The sequence below is a fragment of the Flavobacterium sp. genome, assembly GCF_024710485.1.
In the GTDB taxonomy this organism is placed as follows: domain Bacteria; phylum Bacteroidota; class Bacteroidia; order Flavobacteriales; family Flavobacteriaceae; genus Flavobacterium.
The window spans coordinates 113,272-133,087 of sequence record NZ_JANJUQ010000030.1; the positions used below are offsets into that span (position 1 = coordinate 113,272).

Annotated in this window: 14 protein-coding genes; 8 read left to right on the forward strand and 6 right to left on the reverse strand. The window is 38.1% G+C overall.

The genetic code is table 11. The features are described 5' to 3' along the window. Positions 1-60: 60 nt before the first annotated feature. Positions 61-450: a response regulator gene (locus tag Q0M21_RS07215; protein WP_295336329.1), complete on the reverse strand. Its 390-nt coding sequence runs from the start codon at positions 448-450 to the stop codon at positions 61-63. Beyond that, positions 447-2,999 carry a PAS domain S-box protein gene (locus tag Q0M21_RS07220; protein WP_295336331.1) on the reverse strand — a complete coding sequence of 851 codons (2,553 nt, stop codon included), beginning with the start codon at positions 2,997-2,999 and terminating at the stop codon, positions 447-449. The genes Q0M21_RS07215 and Q0M21_RS07220 overlap by 4 nt, the downstream gene beginning before the upstream one ends. A 344-nt stretch (positions 3,000-3,343) precedes the next feature. Here Q0M21_RS07220 and Q0M21_RS07225 point away from each other — a divergent pair, with 344 nt between their 5' ends. The 4 genes from Q0M21_RS07225 to katG all read left to right on the forward strand — a co-directional run bounded on the left by Q0M21_RS07225 (position 3,344) and on the right by katG (position 9,771). Next, a complete protein-coding gene (locus tag Q0M21_RS07225; protein WP_295336334.1) occupies positions 3,344-4,528 on the forward strand; it encodes an FIST signal transduction protein in 1,185 nt (394 codons plus the stop codon). A gap of 10 nt (positions 4,529-4,538) precedes the next feature. Beyond that, positions 4,539-7,037, forward strand: coding sequence for a PAS domain-containing sensor histidine kinase (locus Q0M21_RS07230; RefSeq protein ID WP_295336336.1), 2,499 nt, complete (start codon positions 4,539-4,541; stop codon positions 7,035-7,037). A 2-nt stretch (positions 7,038-7,039) separates the two neighbouring features. Continuing rightward, positions 7,040-7,441, forward strand: coding sequence for a response regulator (locus Q0M21_RS07235; protein ID WP_295336339.1), 402 nt, complete (start codon positions 7,040-7,042; stop codon positions 7,439-7,441). Between the two features lie 137 nt (positions 7,442-7,578). After that, complete coding sequence (gene katG / locus Q0M21_RS07240) at positions 7,579-9,771, forward strand: catalase/peroxidase HPI (protein ID WP_295336342.1); 2,193 nt, start codon at positions 7,579-7,581, stop codon at positions 9,769-9,771. Positions 9,772-9,912: 141 nt separating this feature from the next. On the opposite strand, the gene Q0M21_RS07245 is transcribed toward katG, so the two are convergent. The 3 genes from Q0M21_RS07245 to Q0M21_RS07255 form a co-directional block, all read right to left on the reverse strand. Beyond that, positions 9,913-10,977, reverse strand: a complete 1,065-nt coding sequence (locus Q0M21_RS07245; RefSeq protein WP_295336345.1) for a two-component regulator propeller domain-containing protein — start codon at positions 10,975-10,977, stop codon at positions 9,913-9,915. A gap of 434 nt (positions 10,978-11,411) precedes the next feature. After that, positions 11,412-14,693 (reverse strand): amidohydrolase family protein, encoded by a 3,282-nt coding sequence (locus Q0M21_RS07250; protein ID WP_295336348.1) that lies wholly within the window; start codon positions 14,691-14,693, stop codon positions 11,412-11,414. Positions 14,694-14,746: 53 nt separating this feature from the next. Further along, the gene (locus Q0M21_RS07255) at positions 14,747-16,420 is read right to left on the reverse strand and encodes an amino acid permease (protein WP_295336351.1); all 1,674 of its coding nucleotides are present in this window, start codon (positions 16,418-16,420) and stop codon (positions 14,747-14,749) included. A gap of 218 nt (positions 16,421-16,638) precedes the next feature. On the opposite strand from Q0M21_RS07255, the gene Q0M21_RS07260 reads away from it, so the two are divergent. The 3 genes from Q0M21_RS07260 to Q0M21_RS07270 all read left to right on the forward strand — a co-directional run bounded on the left by Q0M21_RS07260 (position 16,639) and on the right by Q0M21_RS07270 (position 17,941). After that, positions 16,639-17,274 (forward strand): peroxiredoxin, encoded by a 636-nt coding sequence (locus Q0M21_RS07260; RefSeq protein ID WP_295336354.1) that lies wholly within the window; start codon positions 16,639-16,641, stop codon positions 17,272-17,274. 88 nt (positions 17,275-17,362) lie between these two features. Then, on the forward strand, positions 17,363-17,671 hold the full coding sequence (locus Q0M21_RS07265) for a co-chaperone YbbN (RefSeq protein ID WP_295336357.1): 309 nt from the start codon (positions 17,363-17,365) through the stop codon (positions 17,669-17,671). 12 nt (positions 17,672-17,683) lie between these two features. Further along, the gene (locus tag Q0M21_RS07270; protein WP_295336359.1) at positions 17,684-17,941 is read left to right on the forward strand and encodes a hypothetical protein; all 258 of its coding nucleotides are present in this window, start codon (positions 17,684-17,686) and stop codon (positions 17,939-17,941) included. 28 nt (positions 17,942-17,969) lie between these two features. Here Q0M21_RS07270 and Q0M21_RS07275 read toward each other — a convergent pair whose 3' ends face one another. Further along, the gene (locus tag Q0M21_RS07275) at positions 17,970-18,344 is read right to left on the reverse strand and encodes a DoxX family protein (protein WP_295336361.1); all 375 of its coding nucleotides are present in this window, start codon (positions 18,342-18,344) and stop codon (positions 17,970-17,972) included. A gap of 161 nt (positions 18,345-18,505) precedes the next feature. On the opposite strand from Q0M21_RS07275, the gene Q0M21_RS07280 reads away from it, so the two are divergent. Beyond that, positions 18,506-19,816, forward strand: a complete 1,311-nt coding sequence (locus Q0M21_RS07280) for an anthranilate synthase component I family protein (protein WP_295336363.1) — start codon at positions 18,506-18,508, stop codon at positions 19,814-19,816.

Genomic DNA, 19,816 nt, shown 5'->3' on the forward strand with positions numbered 1-19,816 from the left:
TAATGTAAAAAGACACAAGCGCTTGTGTCTTTTTTTATTATTTTAAATTTAAAAGTGGATTTATATACAATTCAGCAGGACTTCTTTGGATAATGGCTTGCTGATGTAACTTACTACATTTGGGTTTTGTTCTGCTCTCGATTTGTCAATCGGATTTAGTGAAGCTGATATTACGTGGATATGGCATTCAATATGTAAGTTGGATTTTACTTTCTCGAACTCATCTAAGAATTCCCAACCGTTGATTAAAGGCATATTTAAATCTAAAAAGATGACAACTCTTTTTCCGGGCTTAGATTCCTTGTTAATATTGATGATACCTTCTAAGGCTTGTTTGCCGTTAAAAAAGGTCTGAATATCGTCTGTTATGTTTAACAACGTAATGAGTCGTCGATGAAAATAATTCACAGACAAGTCGTCGTCGATGAGTATGATGGTATTTGATGTCATGGTTTTAAATGTTTTGAAAGGGTGAAAATGATCGAAGTGCCTTTATTGATCTCCGATTTTATCCATATTTTTCCATTGTGGATATCGACAATTTTTTTGCAATGGGCCAGTCCGATACCGAAGCCACTGTACTCATGTGAAGTGTGTAATCTTCTGAAAATTTGAAAAATCTGCTCAAAATATTTTTCCTCGATGCCGATTCCGTTATCGGTTACTTTAAATTGCCAGTATTCTCTCAATTCTTTGGCTTCTATAGATACTATTGGAGCGGTCTTTTCTTTTCTGAATTTCAGTGCATTACTGATTAGATTTTGGAATAACAATCTAATGAAAATGGGATAGCATTCAATTACAGGAAGTGATTTAAAAGAAATTTCCGCATTCGTTTCTTTAATGTTAACGGAAAGATCTTCCAATACCTCAGTTAAGGTTTCATTCAGATTGAGTAATTGGGTTTCATTACCTTTATTGATTCTGTTGTACTCTAATAAGCCTGAAATAAGAAATCGCATTCTGTTGGCCGAATTATTGATAAAATTCAGGAATAGATTGCCTTCCTCATTTAATTGTTGGCTGAATTCTTTCATCAACAAATCCGAATAGCTGATAATAGTAAGAAGCGGTTCTTGTAGATCATGTGAAGCGATGTAGTTAAACTGCTCCAATTCGGTATTTTGACGCTTTAGAATTTCGTTTTGAAGTTGAATTTGTTTTTCTTTTTCTTTTCGACTGCTGATATCACGGATAAAAACAAAATATTTGTATTTATAGTCTAAATCATCAACGGCAATCAATGTCAGCTCAATAGGAAATGTTTTTTTATGTCGATCAATCGCCATTAAATCCAAAGTGGTATTTGCCTTACCCGATAATTCTACTTTTTTAAAGAAATCGCTGATTTCAAAGCAATTATTTTCATCGGAAAGAATCAGTTCAGGAAGGTTTTTACCGATGACTTCGTTGAGCGACCAACCAAATATTTTCTCAGCTTTTGTATTCCAAAATGAAATTGTGCAATCTTCGTTGATAATAACAATTCCTTCCATCGAAGATTGCATAATCAAGTTGTTTTGCTTTTCGGTTTTTGATAGTAGGCTTTGTAGGTTTTTGATATCGGAGATGTCAATCCCGTAGCCTATCATATAAGCAAGCTCGCCTTCGACATAAAAAGGGAAAAACCTTCTCAAGATGTAGAATGTTCGGTCTCCTCTAATCACCTCATCCACCCATTCTACTTGTTTTCCTTTTTTTTTGGCTTCCTGAAAATACGTTTCTCGTTGGATGGCCATATCGTTATTAATCCCTTTTTTTCTACAATAATCAAAATTGTTTTTACCTATCATCCATTGGCGTAAATCCGGATCGGATATGCCATTAGGATTGATAAAAAGATAGTTGTGATTTTTGTCAAAAACCGCTATATCCGCTGGTAAATTAAAAAGCACGGAGTCGTTAAACTCATTGCGTTTCTTGATTTCAAAATCGGCTATTTTTTGTTGTGAGATGTCCCAAACAATACCATTAAATACCATTTTACTGTTTTGAAAAACCGGAGTGGCACTCGCTTCAAACCATTTGATACTGTTGTCTCTCAATATCATCCGACCGGTAAACTTAAAAGGCTCGTTGTATGAGATAGATTGTTGTGTAGCTTCAAGAAATGAAGGAATGTCTTCAGGGTGTATGCGCAATCGGGTTAACCAAGACTTGTAATGTGTTAGTATATTAAATCCGAAAATTTCCTGAAATGAATTGCTCACATGGTGGAAATAATGAACTTTATTTTTGAGTACATGAAACTGAAATAAAGCAACCGGCAGATGCTTTTGGAAAAAATCAATTTGAGATTTTTTTTCCTCAATGACAATTTTATCTTTTAGTTTTTCAGTTATATCATTGCAAATCAGTAAGTAGTAGTGTTTGTTTTCGAAGTTTCTTTTTTGAAAATCAATTAACAAATGTTTTTTTTTGATTTTTTCACTAAACTTAAAATCATTTTTCTTGTCGACTTTTTGTAAAATTTCCGACCATTTTACAGCGTTTTGGAAATATTTAAAAATCTCCCAAATACATTTTTCACTCAAATTGGCATCGGAGATTTTAACCATTTTTTGGGCAGCAGAGTTTTTGTAAACTAATTTTCCGTCTGAGTTAAAAACAAAAACTCCTTCTTTAATTTGATGGATGAATGCTTCAAAGAGACCAAGTTTCTTTTTTATGGAAGTCAGATTTTCATCAGTTTGTTTTTTGTTTGGTACTGTTTTATTAAAAGTAATGATGTAGTACTCTTTTTCTCGAGTAAATAAAGAAAAGTTTAATTCGAGTTCAACCAAGTTGCCCTCAAGATCAGCAACTTTTTTTTGTGTGTTGAAAGGAAAAGATATGTTGTTAAAATTAATTTCCGAAATCAAAGAATCTATGACGCTATTGGGGAATATTGAAAGTATATTTTGTGCTTTTTGATTGATAAAAATGCACTCTCTCTCATCGTTAAAAGCAATAACAGACAAGGGTAATACTTGTAGGATTGATGAGATATTTTGTTCCAAATGGTGCATTTTCCTGTGTCTAGACTCATTTTTTCTCAAATTTAGAATCCTAATTTTTGCCTTTAGCAATTTTAGGCTTAACGGTAGCTTTATTTATTTCAGTGGTAATTATATATAGACGAACGGTATAAATAGCTATTTTATTACAATTAACATTTGTTTAATCTTCCTGTTTTTTGAATCTCTATTTTCATTCGTCGAAAGATTTAAACCGCTAGCGGAAATAACTTCGTGTTTTATCTAATCCTAATTCTTAAAATTTAAAAAATGTAATAAATTGTTAGAGATGCGTCTATTTTGTCGCTTCTTTAAATCTAAGTCTTACATTTTTAAAAAGTTTTTCTATGCTCCAATTTTACTCTGCTTCAACAAGAATAGTCAACACCAAAAGGGGTGTGGCCGAATGTTTGGAAATTGCTTGTCAAAGCGATTACGAAAACGTTGATTTACTGATTTTTCACGCTTCTATTGGTCATGACTTTGATGCTATTTTAGCCGAATCTAAACGATTAGCACCTAATGCCGATGTTGTGGCTGCCTCTTGTTGTGGTGTTGTTGGAAGAGAAGGGGTGAGCGAATCAATGAAAGATATCGCAATGATGGCCATCAAGGGAAAAGATTACGCCTTGGCTTCAACGGATGGTTTGTACGGATACAATTCTTACGAGAAGGCTTTAGAGTTGGCGCAAAATTTAGCCTCACAAAAACAAGGAATCAATATGATTTATTTTTTGGGATCAGGTATTGATATCAATAACGATTTATGCATTAGAGCTTTTGAAGAGGTTTTTGGTTCTGAAGTAACCATTTTCGGAGCCACATCGTCTGATAACATGAAGGGTTATGTAAGTTATCAAGCCATTAATGATGTGGTTTATGAACACGGTGCATTTGCGATAGGTTTCTGCGATCCAACACTAACGGTAGACACTCAAGCTACTCACGGATTTATTGCTATCGGAGAACCTATGGTAGTTACCAAATCCGAAGGGCACATCATTAAAGAGCTTAACGGAAGACCGGCTTGGACTGAGTATTTAAACCGTTTGGGATTAACAGATAAATCCGATTGTGGGAATACCATTCCTATTGGTGCTTTAGCAGAACAATTGTCTCCTGAATTAGCTAAAGAATATGGAAACAACCACATTTTGCGTGTGGTAACCAAACACGTTGGTGAGGAAATGTACTATGCTACTACTTGTCCTGAGGGAACTGAACTTTGGTTAACAGTTCGGGATGAGGAAGTTATCTTTAACGAAATGGAGCGTATTGTAGAATGTATCAACACTCGAAATAATGGCAAAAAGCCGGTAGCAGTCTTTCATGCCGATTGTTTGGCCAGAGGTCGTTTTTTAACAGACAGAATCTTGAAAGAAGAATTAGTCTTTAAAATGCAAGCTCCTTTTTATGCTGAAAACGGTTGTCCTCCATGGTTAGGGATGTATGGCTTTGGAGAGTTTGCTCGTTTAGGAAATAAAAATACATATCACAATTACACTACCGCACTCTATGTAATCTACCGATAAGATGTTCCCAATGAAAACCAGAAATAATTTCGATTCGTTGCTTAGGGAATACCAAGAATTACAGTTGCGTGTAACTCGTTTTTCCTATATAGAGCAACAGCTAATAAACGCTCAAGACAAACTTGATCACGAGTTGGTTTTGTATAAGCGGTTGAATAAGTTCAGCAATAATGCTCTAAAAAGCAAAAAGCTGGAAGATTTTTTAACCATGGCTGTAGAAGGAATTGTGGATGTGTTGGAAGTAGAATCAGCTGCAATCTTAATTGTAGAAAATCAATCCGGGAATAGTATTTTCTTCAGCGAAAGTATTCACTTTGATACAAAAGAAGATCAAAGTAAAGTGTCTGAAGATTTGTTGAATTTGGCCGAAATAGTCGGAAAGGCAAAATCACTGATTATCTCTTCCAGACGATTGAAGTTATTAAATTATCTGTCGGACTATTCAGATGCCGTGTTTCATGCGGCCGTCGATTCAAACCTGAATATTTCGGTTTATCTTATCGGATTAGTGTCTGAAAAAAAAGCACCTTTCTATGAAAAATTGTACGACAAACACGAAACTATTTTCAGCTTGTTTACCCAGCAATTTCTTTCAATATTAACCAGCTTTTACCAAAATAGAAAAATACAAGATCAAATAGCCAAAATTTCAAGTTCTGAAATTGAACTTAAAAAGTTATCACTCATTGCTACCAAAACCAAAAACGGTGTTATCATTACCGATGAAAAAGACATTATAGAATGGGTTAATGAATCGTTTGTAAAAATGTCGGGTTATTTATTTGAAGATGTTTACGGAAAGCAAACCAAAGATTTGTTTGACAACTTTATTGTTGATTTTTCCGAAAAGAAAAGGATTTTTAAAGCCCTCAAAAACAAGCAAAATATCGAACTCACGCTACTCAACAATACTAAGGACGGTAAGTTGTATTACAGCCAAATCGAAATTATTCCTGTGTTTGATGAGCTCAAAAGACACATCAATTACATTTTTGTCATCAAGGACATTACAAACGAAGTCGAGTTTAAAGCAGAAATTCTAAGAATGAATTCCCGATTTGAATTGATTTCAGACAAATCACAAATCGGAATTTGGGAATGGAACAAAGAAGTAAATGATTCGACTTGGAACAACATATTGATTAAGCAATACGGTGCCGAAAAGCATTCCATCAAAGAAGGCTTTTATGCTTTTTGGCTGAACTCTTTGCATCCCGATGATAAGAAAAGAGTCATCGAAAATCGAGATAGACTCCTTAATTGTGAAATCGACAGTATTGAGCAAGATTATAGAGTTATTCGTCAAAACGACCAATCGGTTCGGTATCTGAAAACGCTAACCATAGGTGAAAAAGATGCCAAAGGAGAAGTAATTCGTTTGGTAGGAAGTTCAATAGACATAACCGACAAAAAACGAGCCGAGGAAAAAGTAGCTTCATTGAAACAATTTTATGAAAGTATAATCAATCATTTACCAAACAAAATTGCGGTATTTAATGCTTCATGTGAGTTAATCTATTTTAACCAAGCAATGTCTGACTGTAATCCGTTTTGGGGTGATTTTCTTTTTAAATCAATTTATGACGTACATCCCGAAGAAACTAATCAAACCACAGTTAATAAGCTGATTTTCCATATCCAAAATGCTATTAACAGCAAATCAGCAGTCAAGTATGAAGAAGTAATTGTCAAAGACGAAAATGAAATCGAATTACTTAACACAGTCCTGCCTTTTTTTAGAGAAGATAAATTGGAGTACATTATCTTATCCGGTGTAGACATTAGTGAACTTAATAAAATTCAAAAAGACTTGCTCAAAAATAACTTTGAGCTGCAAAAGGTCAATTCAGAACTCGACAACTTTGTTTATAGAGTATCACACGATTTAAGATCTCCGTTGCTTTCTATTAAAGGATTAATTTCTTTAATAGATTTTGATGAAGTCAATCCAAGCTTGGCGGAATACATTAAATTAATTGAGAATAGCGCTAGTAGAATGGATTCCTCTATTCAAGATATTTTGGAGTACTCCAGAAATTCACGATTAGAAGTCAAACACGAAGAAGTTAATCTCAAAGAAATGGTTTTTGAAATATTTGATGATACCAAATATTCAGCAGATTCAAAAATCGATTTAATCTATGAAAGTAGTATTTCTGACAGCATCATAACCGACAAATTCCGAATAGGTGTATTGCTCAAAAATTTAATAGGAAACTCGGTTAAGTACAAACGAAACAATGTAAACTCTTTTGTCAAGTTTTCACTGACTAAGAACAATAAAATGATTACCATAACAATTACAGATAATGGTAAGGGAATCGAAAAAGAAAGTCTGTCTAAAGTTTTTGAAATGTTCTACAGAGGCTGTAGCGACAGTGTAGGGTCTGGTTTGGGACTCTACATCTGTAAAGAGATTATAGAAAAACTTGAAGGAACCATAACCTTAAAATCGAAATATGGACTAGGAACCGAAATCAATATAAAACTACCACTAAACAAATTATGAGAATGAAATACATACTTATTGATGATGATCCAATTATTAATTTGGTGCACAAAAAAGTAATTATGAAAACGGATTTAGAGGCCGAGGTAGCCGATTTTATTTCCGGAAGAAAGGCCCTCGATTATTTTCAAAGCAAACAGGGGCAATTAGCAGATATTGTATTGCTCGATATTAATATGCCCGAAATGAATGGCTTTGAATTCCTCGACGCTCTGCTCAAAAATAAAAATATCGATTGCAATAAACTCAAAATCTTTATATTAACCTCTTCTCTGAATGTAAAAGATAAAGAGCAGGCCGGAAAATATCCAATTCTCAAAGGCTACTTAGAAAAACCCTTAAACATTTTAAATTTTAAAGAACTTATTCAACAAGGTTTTAATTTTCAAGGATATACGGTATAGCGATTTTTTATTCTAATGCTAAAACATAGTGATTGGTGTATATTTTGATAGTTTTTTTCTATCGCAAATAATTTTTTGATAAGTCATTTCTCTTTAACTTAGCAGAAAACAATTTGTAACTAAAACCAATTCATAGTATGGAAAACAACAGCAACAGTGGCGGAAAATGTCCTTTTTCCGGCGCTCAAGTAAAACAAGGAACCGACGTTCCCAACAATAGCTTCTGGTGGCCTAATGCGCTAAACTTAGACATTCTACACCAACACGACACCAAAACCAATCCCTTGGGAGAAGATTTCAATTACGCTGAAGAGTTCAAAAAATTAGATTTTGAAGCGTTAAAAACCGATTTGAAAAAATTAATGACCGAAAGCCAGGATTGGTGGCCGGCCGATTGGGGTCACTATGGAGGATTAATGATTCGTATGGCTTGGCATAGTGCCGGAAGTTACCGTATTGCCGATGGTCGTGGTGGTAGCGGAACCGGTAACTTGCGTTTTGCTCCTTTGAACAGCTGGCCGGATAACGGAAACTTAGACAAAGCACGCCGTTTGTTATGGCCTATTAAGAAAAAATACGGAAACAAAATCTCTTGGGCCGATTTGATGATTTTAGCCGGAAATATGGCTTACGAATCTATGGGCTTCAAAACCTTCGGATTTGCCGGTGGTCGTGAAGACATTTGGCACCCGGAAAAAGACATTTATTGGGGTTCCGAAAATACTTGGTTAGCGGTATCCGGTGGTGAAAAAAGCCGTTACTCAGGCGAAAGAGATTTAGAAAATCCGCTAGCAGCCGTAATGATGGGATTAATTTATGTGAATCCGCAAGGGGTTGACGGCAATCCTGATCCTTTAAAAACAGCACACGATATGCGAGTAACTTTTGCTCGTATGGCCATGAACGATGAGGAAACGGTAGCCTTAACTGCCGGTGGTCACACTGTAGGGAAAGCCCACGGAAATGGAGATGCTAATGCTTTAGGCCCGGAACCGGAAGCAGCCGACATAGAAACCCAAGGTTTTGGTTGGTTAAACCCTAAAGGCAATGGCAATGGCCCTGATACCATCACCAGTGGTTTAGAAGGAGCTTGGACATCGCACCCTGATAAATGGAACCATACTTATTTCGACATCTTATTCAACCACGAATGGGAACTGAAAAAGAGTCCTGCCGGTGCTTGGCAATGGGAACCAATTAACATGAAAGAAGAAGACAAGCCGGTGGATGCTCATAACCCGAGTGTGAGAAGAAATCCAATCATGACCGATGCTGATATGGCGTTGAAAATGGATCCGGAATACCGCAAAATTTCTGAAAAATTCCGTAATGATCCTGCTTATTTCGAAGATGTATTTGCCAGAGCTTGGTTCAAACTAACACACCGCGATTTAGGGCCAAGAAGCCGTTACTTAGGACCTGATGCGCCTCAAGAAGAGTTGATTTGGCAAGACCCTGTACCTACAGTAGATTATACTTTAACTGAGGCAGAAATCGAAGACTTAAAAGCCAAATTGTTAAACTGTGGTTTAACGGCAACCGAGTTAATCAACACGGCTTGGGATAGTGCTCGTACTTTCCGTGGTTCTGATTTCCGTGGTGGAGCCAATGGCGCTCGTATTCGTTTAGCGCCTCAAAAAGATTGGCAAGGTAATGAACCGGAGCGTTTACAAAAAGTATTGGATAAGTTAACCGAATTGCAAGCCGGATTGAGCAAAAAAGTAAGCTTAGCCGATTTGATAGTGTTGGGTGGAACAGCTGCGGTAGAAAAAGCGGCTCACGCTGCCGGCGTAAACATTAAAGTGCCTTTTGCCCCTGGTAGAGGAGACGCTACTGCCGAAATGACCGATGCAGAATCGTTTGACGTATTAGAACCGTTACACGATGGTTTCCGCAACTGGGTGAAAGGCGACTATAAAGTGCAGCCCGAAGAAATGTTGTTGGACAGAGCCCAGTTGATGCGCTTAACGGCACACGAAATGACTGCTTTAATTGGTGGAATGCGTGTTTTAGGTACTAATTACGGAGGTTCTAAACACGGCGTATTTACCGATAAGGTTGGTGTGTTGAGCAACGACTTCTTTGTGAACTTAACCGATATGAACTATTCTTGGAAACCAACCGGTAAAAACTCATACAACATTGTAAACAGAAAAACGGGAGAAACCCGTTGGACTGCGACACGCGTTGACTTGGTTTTCGGTTCTAACTCCATCTTGCGCTCGTATGCCGAAGTATACGCCCAAGACGATAACAAAGAAAAGTTTGTGAAAGATTTCATAGCGGCTTGGACTAAAGTCATGAATGCTGACCGTTATGATTTAGCATAATATGGATTAAAGTAATGCAATGAAAAAGGAGGTCTTTTGACCTCCTTTTTTTATTTGTCATTATTGGTTGCCGAACGTGAAAAGATTCGCGCACGAGTGAGAGTTTTTTGCCGTTAGACCGCTGTTGTACGTTCGTATTTCTTAAAATTGCTTTTCAAAAGTCTTTCCGTTAAACTTAAATATAGTTCCATCTGCCATTCCAAAAAGCAAATTGTTTTTGTTGTCTTTATAAATGGTCCAAATCATTGGTTTAGATGGATTGTCGCTAACGGAATAGTTTGTTAACGTTTTACCGTCATATTTCCATGCTCCAGTATATACATCTCCAAACCAAATATTACCTTCTGAATCTTCTTCAATAGCAAAAGGGTGTCCCAATGTGCCGGGTTGTGATTTAGTATCTCCTCTTCTTGTGCTTGTTGGGTGGATTAAATGATGCTTTTCAGAAAAATTCATGATAGAATTCCCTTCCATTAGCAAAACGCCAATTCCATTATTTCCTATCCAAATTCGTCCTTTTGAATCGGCTAATACGCTTCTTATATGCAATTGCTCATTATCTTTTAGGTTTAAATTTTCAGCATCAAAGCGGATTACCATTTTGTCATCATAACGGAATAGTGCAGCATAAGTGGCAATCCAAACGTTTCCGTCTTTATCTTTTGAGATACCCGTAACACCATAAGATGTATAAGGATTTTTATTTTTGGGTTTTGGGAAAGTCAAATAGTTCATATGCATTCCGTCAAAACGATTGATTCCGTCTTCTTCCCAAGCATAAAACCATAAATCTCCTTTGGTTTTATGCCAATCCAATAGTGGATTGTTATTTTTAGATGGATAATTCGTAAACTTCCTGTCGTCATATACACTTATTCCGTTGGCTGTTCCAAACCAAATTCTTCCATATTCGTCCTCTTGGATAGAACGGATTTGATTGTCGGATAAACCGTCATTCGCAGTAAAGTATTCAAATGATTTTCCATCATAAAAGCTGACCCCTTCCATATGACTTCCAATCCAATAATTGCCTTTGCTGTCTTGAAAGATAGCACGTATTGCAGAAGTGAATTTTAAGGTGTCGGTTTTTGAGTTTACTGCTAATAAAGGCTTGTTCGTTTCTTTTTCTGTTGATTTCTTTTCAACGCAAGAAAAGTTTAGTGTCAATAGGAGTATTAGATAAATCAATTTTATTTTTTTGTTCATTTCGGATTTTTATAGGGGCACAAAGTTTCACAGCTTCATGACTTTTGTGAAGCCGGTAAGCTCAGTGCTTACGGCTAAGATAAAAGTTTTTATGTTAATACGTTGTATTCAAGATTAATTGTGAGCACGGATTGCAAATTCGCGCTATCGGGTTTAGCTTAATATTGATTAAAGTTATGTAATGAAATAGGAGGTCACCAGACCTCCTATTTTGTATATCATTTGTGGTTGTCGAACGCGAAAGGATTCGCGCACGAGCGGGGGATAAGTGATAAGTTTTTTCTTGTCCCTTTTTCTTTTAATCTGATAACAATCGAAATTGATTTTCAGTCTGTTTCGAAGTCTCTGGAGTCTAAAACTTTTTTATTATATAAAAAAACCACTCACTTTCGCGAATGGTTTTTACTTCGTACTTCGTACTTTTCACTTCGTCCTTAATTATGAATTGCATCACAACAATGGTGCTCCATAAAACTTTCAGTTTCTTCATGCCAAGGGAAAGCCGCGTTGTATTTACTGTTTTCCCAGTAGAATTTTTTACGGGCTTTAGGTTCGTTGCCTTCTTCGTTCATAGTATCGGCATTGTACATGCGGCCGTTAGCAATAACGTAACGCAAAGAGTTCGAGTTTTGAATGTCTTCTAACGGATTCTTATCTAAAACTAAAATATCTGCTAATTTGCCTACTTCCAAGGAACCAATGTCTTTTCCGGCGCCTATGTAATTAGCGGCGTTAATGGTGGCGGTTTTTAAAGTTTCTAAATTGCTCATGCCGCCTTGGTTGATGCTCCACAATTCCCAATGCGCGCCCAAACCTTGCAATTGTCCGTGGGCACCCATATTCACTTTAACGCCGTTATCGGCCAAAGCTTTAACCGATTTTGCGGTTAGGATATGATCGTTTTCATACTCTTCGTCCGGCGCCATGGTGCGGAAACGAGCACGCGAATCGATGATGCCTCTCGGCGTGAATTGCAATAGCTTTTTGTCTTCGTAAACCTTCGTTTTTTGGTACCAATAGTACTCGGCATTCAAACCGCCATAATTTACAATCAGCGTAGGAGTATAGCCCACGCCGGTTTTGCCCCAAAGGGTCAAGACATCTTTATATACTGGTGTAATCGGAATGTTGTGTTCTACACCGGTATGACCGTCAATCACCATACTCATGTTGTGGAAAAAGTTGGAGCCACCTTCAGGGACTACGTTAATGCCTTCTTCACGAGCCGCTTGTAATACTTGTTGGCGTTGGTCGCGACGCGGTTGGTTGTAACTCTTCACCGATAAAGCGCCAAAAGCTTTGGTTCGCTTAATGGAGAAACGGGCATCGTCTATATTATTGACTACGGCTTTAAAATCGCCATCGGCACCGTATAATATAAAGCCGGTAGAGTAAATACGAGGTCCAACCAAATTCCCGCTTTTAACCATTTCCGAAAGTGTAAAAATCGATTCGGTGTTGGAAGACGGATCGTGCGCAGTCGTCACTCCGTAAGCCAAGTTAGCATACAACTGCCAGTTTTGTTGCGTAGTTAACCCGTAGCGAAACGCACCAATATGAGCGTGTGCATCTACCATACCGGGCATTACCGTTTTGCCCGATAAGTCGTAAACGCGCGCATCGGCAGGAATGGTTACCTCACCGGCTTTGCCTACAGCTTCGATGCGGTTTTGGTTTACAATCACCGTTCCTCTTTCAATCACAGTATCGCCATTCATAGTAATGATACGGGCGTTGGTTAAAGCCAATTTCCCTTTAGGTTTATCCACTTTAGCTACTAAACCGATTTGGATTCCGTTGTCGGTTGGTTTTTCCACTTTTTCCGGCGAACCCGGTAAGAAGGTAAATCGATCTTTGATATTGTTGACAAAATAAGTATCGCCAAGCGTCCACATTACTTGCTGACTGTTAGCCGACCAATGCAAATTAATTCCGGCATCTTTTGACAATTCCGAAACCGGAACAGCTGTGGTTTTGTTGTCTAAATCGGCTTCCTGACCGTTCATGTTTAAAGGCGCTACGTAGGCTTTGTGTAAGTGCATGAAGGCAATCCATTGGTTGTCGGGACTCGGTACCAAACGGTTGGCGTATTTGGCTTTAATGTGCGTTCTTTCGTCTTTACCGTTTAAGTCGACACTTTTCAATTCTTTTGTCAAGCTCCCGAAAAACACACCGCCGGTTTGGAAGAAAATGCGGTTACCGTCTTTGGTAAACAACGGATATTCGCCGCTCGGTCCGATAAATTTGGCTTTACCGCCGTTACTGCTCATAGTGTACAGTCCGGGTTTTTTGGCAAAAGCCATCCCCTGGTCAAGATTGCCGTCTTCTTTTCTATATACTATGGTTTTACCATCAGGCGAAAGTGAAGGCGTTCGGTAAATGGCTTTTTCGGTAGTTAGTTTTACTGCGTTTTTGCCGTCTACACCAATTTTGCGAATGCTACCCAATTCGGTGTCGTTCCAAGTAACATACACAATGCTTTTACTGTCGGCGGTAAAAGTCGGTTCCGCTTCAAAGTCGGTTCCGTTAGTCAAACGTTTCGGTGTGCCGTTAGGTAGTGTTTTAGTCCAAAGATACCCCAAAGCTCTGAAGACTAAAGTTTTTCCATCGGGAGAAGTCACGGCATCGCGTATCATTTTTACCGTAAAATCAGTATCTGAAATAGGCGTATTAAAGTGTACTCTGTCGGCTACATCAATCGCCACATCCACGGTAAATGGAATATTGGCAGCACTCAAGGTCTTGGTGTTGATTTTGTTGATTTTACCGTCAAACCAAATCACGATATCTTCGTTGTTTGGCATCCAATTGAAATTAGGATACACACCAAATAACGCCCAAGCAGTTTGTTGGTCTTTGTCGAGTTTGTCAAACACCGGCCATTCTTCTCCGGTTTCTAAATCGTGTAAATACAACACTGTACTGGTTCCGATGCGTTTAATAAAAGCTAATTTTTTACCGTCTGGAGATACTTGTGGTCGCGCTGCACCGCCCGGACCACCGGTGATGGTTTCTAATTTTCCGGTTTCGAATTCGTAGCGTTTGATAACGTAAATCTCGTTGTGCGGATCTTTGTTGTATTGGAAATACCCGCCCGGATACATGTCTTCACTGAAGTAGAGGTATTTTCCGTCTCGGGAAATATTGGGTTCGTTAACGTCTTGTTGGTCGTTTTTGCGTTTGGTAAGTTGTACGCCGCTACCGCCACTGATGTGGTATTGCCACATTTCGCCTGCGCCTGCTGAACGCTGAGAAGTAAAATTCTTGCGTCCTACCAAATAATTGCCATCGGGCATCCAAGCCGGATTGCTCATTAGGCGAAAATCTTCTTTGGTAATTTGTTTGGCATTGCTGCCATCGGCATTCATCACCCAAAGGTTATCGCCACCACCGGCATCGCTGGTAAAGGCAATTTTTTTGCCATCGGGACTAAACCTCGGTTGGATTTCGAATGGAATTCCGGCGCGTAGCACTTTGGCTTTGCCACCGCTTACAGGCATACTGTAAATATCACCTAACATATCAAAAACGATGGTGGTGCCATCCGGACTCACATCGAGATTCATCCAAGTACCTTCGGAAGTGGTGAATTTTTGGGTTTTGTAGTTAAAAGTGTCGCCGGGTTTGGCAACATCCCATTTTGGGGTTTCGGTTTTTTCTTGTGCGTTTGAGAAGGTAAAAGTAAACACAATGATTAAAAAGTTGAGTTTTTTCATAGTGATGAGTTTATGAGCGAAAAGGGAAGAGTTTTTTTCTTATCCCTTTCCATTTATCCCTTATTTAGTTTACTGTTCTTGTAGCCATACAAGAAATATACGACCAGTCCAATGCCTAACCAAATGCTAAACCATTGCCAGTTGGATACTGCCATTCCGGTTAATAAGTAGCAACAAGAGACTAATCCGAGTAGCGGAATTAAGGATAAGTTTTTTAAGAAAGCCAAAACCGCCATAACTACACACAGTATGATAAACACTACCATAGGTGCATTGTTAGTGAAAAAGTGCTCGGAATAGGTAAACGTGTCCGGGAAGAAGGTTGGCAAAAAGTACTGTACCGCACCAAAAGCGCCCAAACAAATCAATGGGAAAATGTATTTCGAATTGATGTACGGAATTCGGAATTTGCCTCTGGTAGCGCGTTCGGCCAATTCGGCTTCGCTTTGCGGAGACAACATCAGTACACCACCACAAACGAGTACAAAAGCAAACAAAGTTCCGATGCTGGTAAAATCGAGTACAAAGTTTTCATCGGTAAAGAAAATTGGAATTCCAACCACTAAACCGGTCACTATCGTTGCAAATCCGGGCGTTTTGTGTTTTGGATGTATTTCGGCAAATTTCTTTGGCATTAAACCATCACGACTCATCGTCATCCAAATTCTAGGTTGTCCCATTTGGAACACTAACATTACGCTGGTCATTGCGACTACAGCCGCAATAGATACAATGAACAACATCCATTTCACGCCTTTCAAAGCAAAAATTTCAGCTAATGGATCGCTCACGCCTAACAAATCGTATTTCACCATACCGGTTAACACTAAGGCTAGAATGATATAAATGACGGTACAAATCACCAACGAATAAATCATCCCTCTCGGTAAATCGCGTTGCGGATTTTTACTTTCTTCTGCTAAGGTAGATACAGCGTCGAAACCTATGTAAGCAAAGAAAACTGCAGAAACTCCTGCCATTACACCGCCAAATCCGTTAGGCATAAACGGCGTCCAGTTGTCAATGTCAACATACATTGCGCCCACAAATATTACCAAAACGATAATGGCCAGTTTAATGTACACCATCGCATTGCTGAAGTTTTTGGACTCTTTGGTGCCTTTGTAGACCAAATAGGTAATCAGCACATTTATCACTACGGCCGGTAAATCGAAAATTATTCGGAGTCCGCCAACCATAGGCGCAGTATTCCAAGCTGTTAAGCCTTCTCCGGGTTTGTTGGCCAGTAAAGCATCTTGAGCAGATTTGTAATTGATGGTAAGCCATTCCGGTAAATGCAAATGGAAACTTTCGAGTAAATTGGTAAAATAACCACTCCAGGAAAAAGCAATATAAATGTTTCCGATGGAATATTCCATGAGCAAAGCCCAGCCAATAATCCACGCGAATAATTCGCCAAAAGACACATACGCATAGGTATAAGCACTACCTGAAACCGGCACGCGCGAGGCAAATTCGGCATAACACATCGCAGTAAATCCGCAAGCGATGGCACAAATGATGTACAAAAACACTACGCCCGGACCACCTGAAAAACAAGCATTACCAATCGCACTGAAAGTTCCGCCTCCAATAATGGCTGCTATACCGAAAAATGTTAAATCTTTTACCGTAAGGACTTTATTTAAACCCGAATGTTCTCCGTCGCCGCCTTCCTTAAGGATTGCTGTGGTAGATTTTTTTCGGAACAAGTTGGATAATGACATGGTTGGGTAGTGTTATGTTAAGCAAAAAACAAATATAAGATAAGATAACAAAAATCATGTTTTTAATCTTATTTTTTAGATAAGTTTGACCTCAAATTAGCCGTAGCCTATCTAACTATGGCTGTATAAGGAAATACAATGCAATAGTATTTTTTTATGAAGTAGTAACAGCGTACTTTTGCGCCACTAAAAAAATAACTTTTTAAACCATACAAATTATGTCACTAGTAGGTAAAAAATTCCCCAACATTACTGTAGACGCTATCTCTTACATGGGAGATAACTTGAGAATCAATGTGCTTGAAGAAGCCACTAAAAACAACAAAAAAGTGATTTTGTTCTGGTATCCGAAAGACTTTACTTTCGTGTGTCCGACAGAATTACACGCTTTCCAAACAGCTTTAGCTGAGTTTGAAAAAAGAAATACCATCGTAATCGGTGCTTCTTGCGATACTAACGAAGTACACTTTGCTTGGTTGAATACCGCTAAAAACAACGGTGGAATCGAGGGTGTTACTTATCCGTTATTGGCTGATACTACCCGTAATTTATCTGCTGCTTTGGATATTTTAGATGCAGAATGGGTTTATGATGCCGAATTAAACGACGAAATTTTAGAAGGTTCTAACGTAACTTTCAGAGCAACCTACTTAATTGATGAAACCGGAAAAATTTTCCACGAAAGCGTTAACGACATGCCATTAGGAAGAAACGTAAATGAGTATTTAAGATTGATTGATGCTTACACTCACGTTCAAACTAAAGGAGAAGTATGTCCGGCTAACTGGGAAGAAGGCAAAGAAGCGATGACCGCTGATCGTTTGAGTACTGCCGCTTATTTGAGCCAAAACTAATTATCAATAATAATAACAATAACAATGGTAATGTTCAATTTTAACGATTGAGTATTGTCATTGTTATTGTCATTGCAATTCTAAAGCTATGTTAATCGAATTAAACGAAGATACTTTACAAAATTTAGTAGATACTAATGAGAAAGTGGTAGTACAATACTCGGCTTCTTGGTGTGGTAACTGTCGCATTATGAAACCGAAATTCAAAGTGTTGGCTTCACAACATGAAGGAATGACTTTTGTTTTGGTAGATGCAGAGAATGCACCTGAATCCAGAAAATTAGCCAATGTATCCAACTTACCCACTTTTGCAACTTTCGTAAACGGAAAATTGGTCAACCAAACCCAAACCAACAAAGCTGAAGTTTTGGCCGAATTGGTGAACGAAATTGTATAACAATCTAAAAAAATGAAACTACCCGTAATCAAACATTTGACGCAATTTATTGAAGAGAATGATCAAGATTATATCATTGAAACCATAGAAGTATTGGAAGCTTTAACGGAAATTCCTTCGCTAAAAGATGAAGAATTAGACGTTTTGGGCGAATTGATTTCCAATATGTATGGGGCGCTTGAAGTCCATAAAATGGTCAAAGAAGGCAAAGACAAAAAAGAAGCCTTAAACGATTTTATGAAACGAGTCTTAGGTTCCATTGATAAATAAAAAAACGTCCCAATTTAGGGACGTTTTTTTAAGGTGTAAAAACCGATTTATAATTGTGCCAATAGCGCCAAATTAAAAATAAATTGCCTATGAAAAGTAAAGCAGCAATAGGCAAGGTTTCGGGCGACATGAAATAATTAATCAATAGAATGTTTATGGTTACCGGAAGAATTACAATATTGGCCAGAGTAACATATTTTCCGGTAACATAGGATAAACCACAAAGTAATTCCAATGCTTTCGCTAGCGGAATTAAGTAAACAGAAGCGACCAAACCGGCATTAAATGCCTTGAAATTTCCGGTGGCTTCGGTTTCAGGAGCTAATTTCAAAAAGAAACTAATTGAGGCAAACAGTAAAAAAAGGCCGATCAGAATTCTGATAATAGTTGTTGCTAATTTCATAGTTGAAAAGTTAATAAGTTGTACTTTCAAAGGTACTCAAAAAAGACTTTGTTCTTATTTGGTTAATGCTATTTATTTTATAGCCAGTGTTTTATGTGCTATTCGAACGGGGCGATTTAACAATTTTTTTATTGTATTTTTGAATTTCAAAACGCACTGAATTGAGAACTGTAATCCAAAAAGAAATCAACGATACCGACCGGTTTAAAGACCAATTATTGCTTTGGGCACAAGCTTTCCGCGAAGTTGTTTTTTTTGATAGTAATCACTACCACCAACGCTATTCGAGTTACGATTGTGTCTTGGCAGTCGATGCTTTTACTTCGGTTAAAACTGATTACAGTAACGCTTTCGACGATTTGAAAAATTACCAACAACAAACCAAAGACTGGTTGTTTGGCTATTTGTCTTACGATCTAAAAAACGACATTGAAGACCTGCATTCCAATAATTTCGATGGCTTGGAGTTTCCCGATTTGTTTTTTTTCCAACCTAAAAAGTTGTTTTTGCTGAAAGGCAATGTCCTGGAAATACAGTATCTGTTTTTGTGCGACGATGAAATCGAATCCGATTTTACTGCAATAACAAATCATCAACAACATACAACGAACAATAATGTCGCCCTGAGCGCAGTCGAAGAGCAACCACCAACCATACAACAACGCATTTCCAAAGAAGGCTATTTGGCAAAAGTAACCGAAATGCTCTCGCACATCCATCGCGGCGATATATACGAAGCTAATTTCTGCATGGAGTTTTTTGCTGAAAACGCTCATGTCGAACCGGTGGAAATTTACCAAAAGTTGAATGCCATTTCTCGTCCGCCGTTTGCGACTTATTTTAAAAATAACCATCAGTATTTGCTTTGTGCTTCGCCCGAACGCTATTTGCGAAAAGAAGGAAACAAAGTCATTTCCCAACCCATAAAAGGAACTGCCAAACGCCATTTGGATAAAGTTTCAGACGAGCAATCTAAAACCGAATTGGCTCAAAATCCCAAAGAGCGTTCGGAGAATGTGATGATAGTCGATTTGGTTCGCAACGATTTATCGCATACCGCTACCAAAGGTTCCGTAATTGTGGAAGAGTTGTGCAAAATCTATTCTTTCGAGCAAGTGCATCAGATGATTTCTACTGTAGTTTCAACAGTAGAAGATGCTACTTCGCCCATCGAAATTTTAAAAACGACTTTCCCAATGGGCAGTATGACCGGAGCGCCCAAAATTTCTGCCATGAAAATCATTGAAGAGTTAGAAGCAACCAAACGCGGACTTTACAGTGGTGCCGTTGGGTATTTTACACCTAACAATGATTTCGATTTTAATGTGGTTATTCGCAGTATTTTATACAATGCGCAAAACGAATATTTGTCTTTTTCGGTGGGAAGCGCTATTACTTCGCAAGCCATTCCGGAGCAAGAATATGAGGAATGCTTATTGAAAGCTAAAGCCATGTTCGAGGTTTTGAGCTAA

Bases quoted from the DNA above. Each gene is read 5' to 3' on its own strand.
- Q0M21_RS07255 (WP_295336351.1), bottom strand. From the start codon at position 16,420: ATGTCATTATCCAACTTGTTCCGAAAAAAATCTACCACAGCAATCCTT.
- katG (WP_295336342.1), top strand. From the start codon at position 7,579: ATGGAAAACAACAGCAACAGTGGCGGAAAATGTCCTTTTTCCGGCGCT.
- Q0M21_RS07245 (WP_295336345.1), bottom strand. From the start codon at position 10,977: ATGAACAAAAAAATAAAATTGATTTATCTAATACTCCTATTGACACTA.
- Q0M21_RS07250 (WP_295336348.1), bottom strand. From the start codon at position 14,693: ATGAAAAAACTCAACTTTTTAATCATTGTGTTTACTTTTACCTTCTCA.
- Q0M21_RS07235 (WP_295336339.1), top strand. From the start codon at position 7,040: ATGAAATACATACTTATTGATGATGATCCAATTATTAATTTGGTGCAC.
- Q0M21_RS07270 (WP_295336359.1), top strand. From the start codon at position 17,684: ATGAAACTACCCGTAATCAAACATTTGACGCAATTTATTGAAGAGAAT.
- Q0M21_RS07275 (WP_295336361.1), bottom strand. From the start codon at position 18,344: ATGAAATTAGCAACAACTATTATCAGAATTCTGATCGGCCTTTTTTTA.
- Q0M21_RS07230 (WP_295336336.1), top strand. From the start codon at position 4,539: ATGAAAACCAGAAATAATTTCGATTCGTTGCTTAGGGAATACCAAGAA.
- Q0M21_RS07225 (WP_295336334.1), top strand. From the start codon at position 3,344: ATGCTCCAATTTTACTCTGCTTCAACAAGAATAGTCAACACCAAAAGG.
- Q0M21_RS07215 (WP_295336329.1), bottom strand. From the start codon at position 450: ATGACATCAAATACCATCATACTCATCGACGACGACTTGTCTGTGAAT.
- Q0M21_RS07265 (WP_295336357.1), top strand. From the start codon at position 17,363: ATGTTAATCGAATTAAACGAAGATACTTTACAAAATTTAGTAGATACT.
- Q0M21_RS07260 (WP_295336354.1), top strand. From the start codon at position 16,639: ATGTCACTAGTAGGTAAAAAATTCCCCAACATTACTGTAGACGCTATC.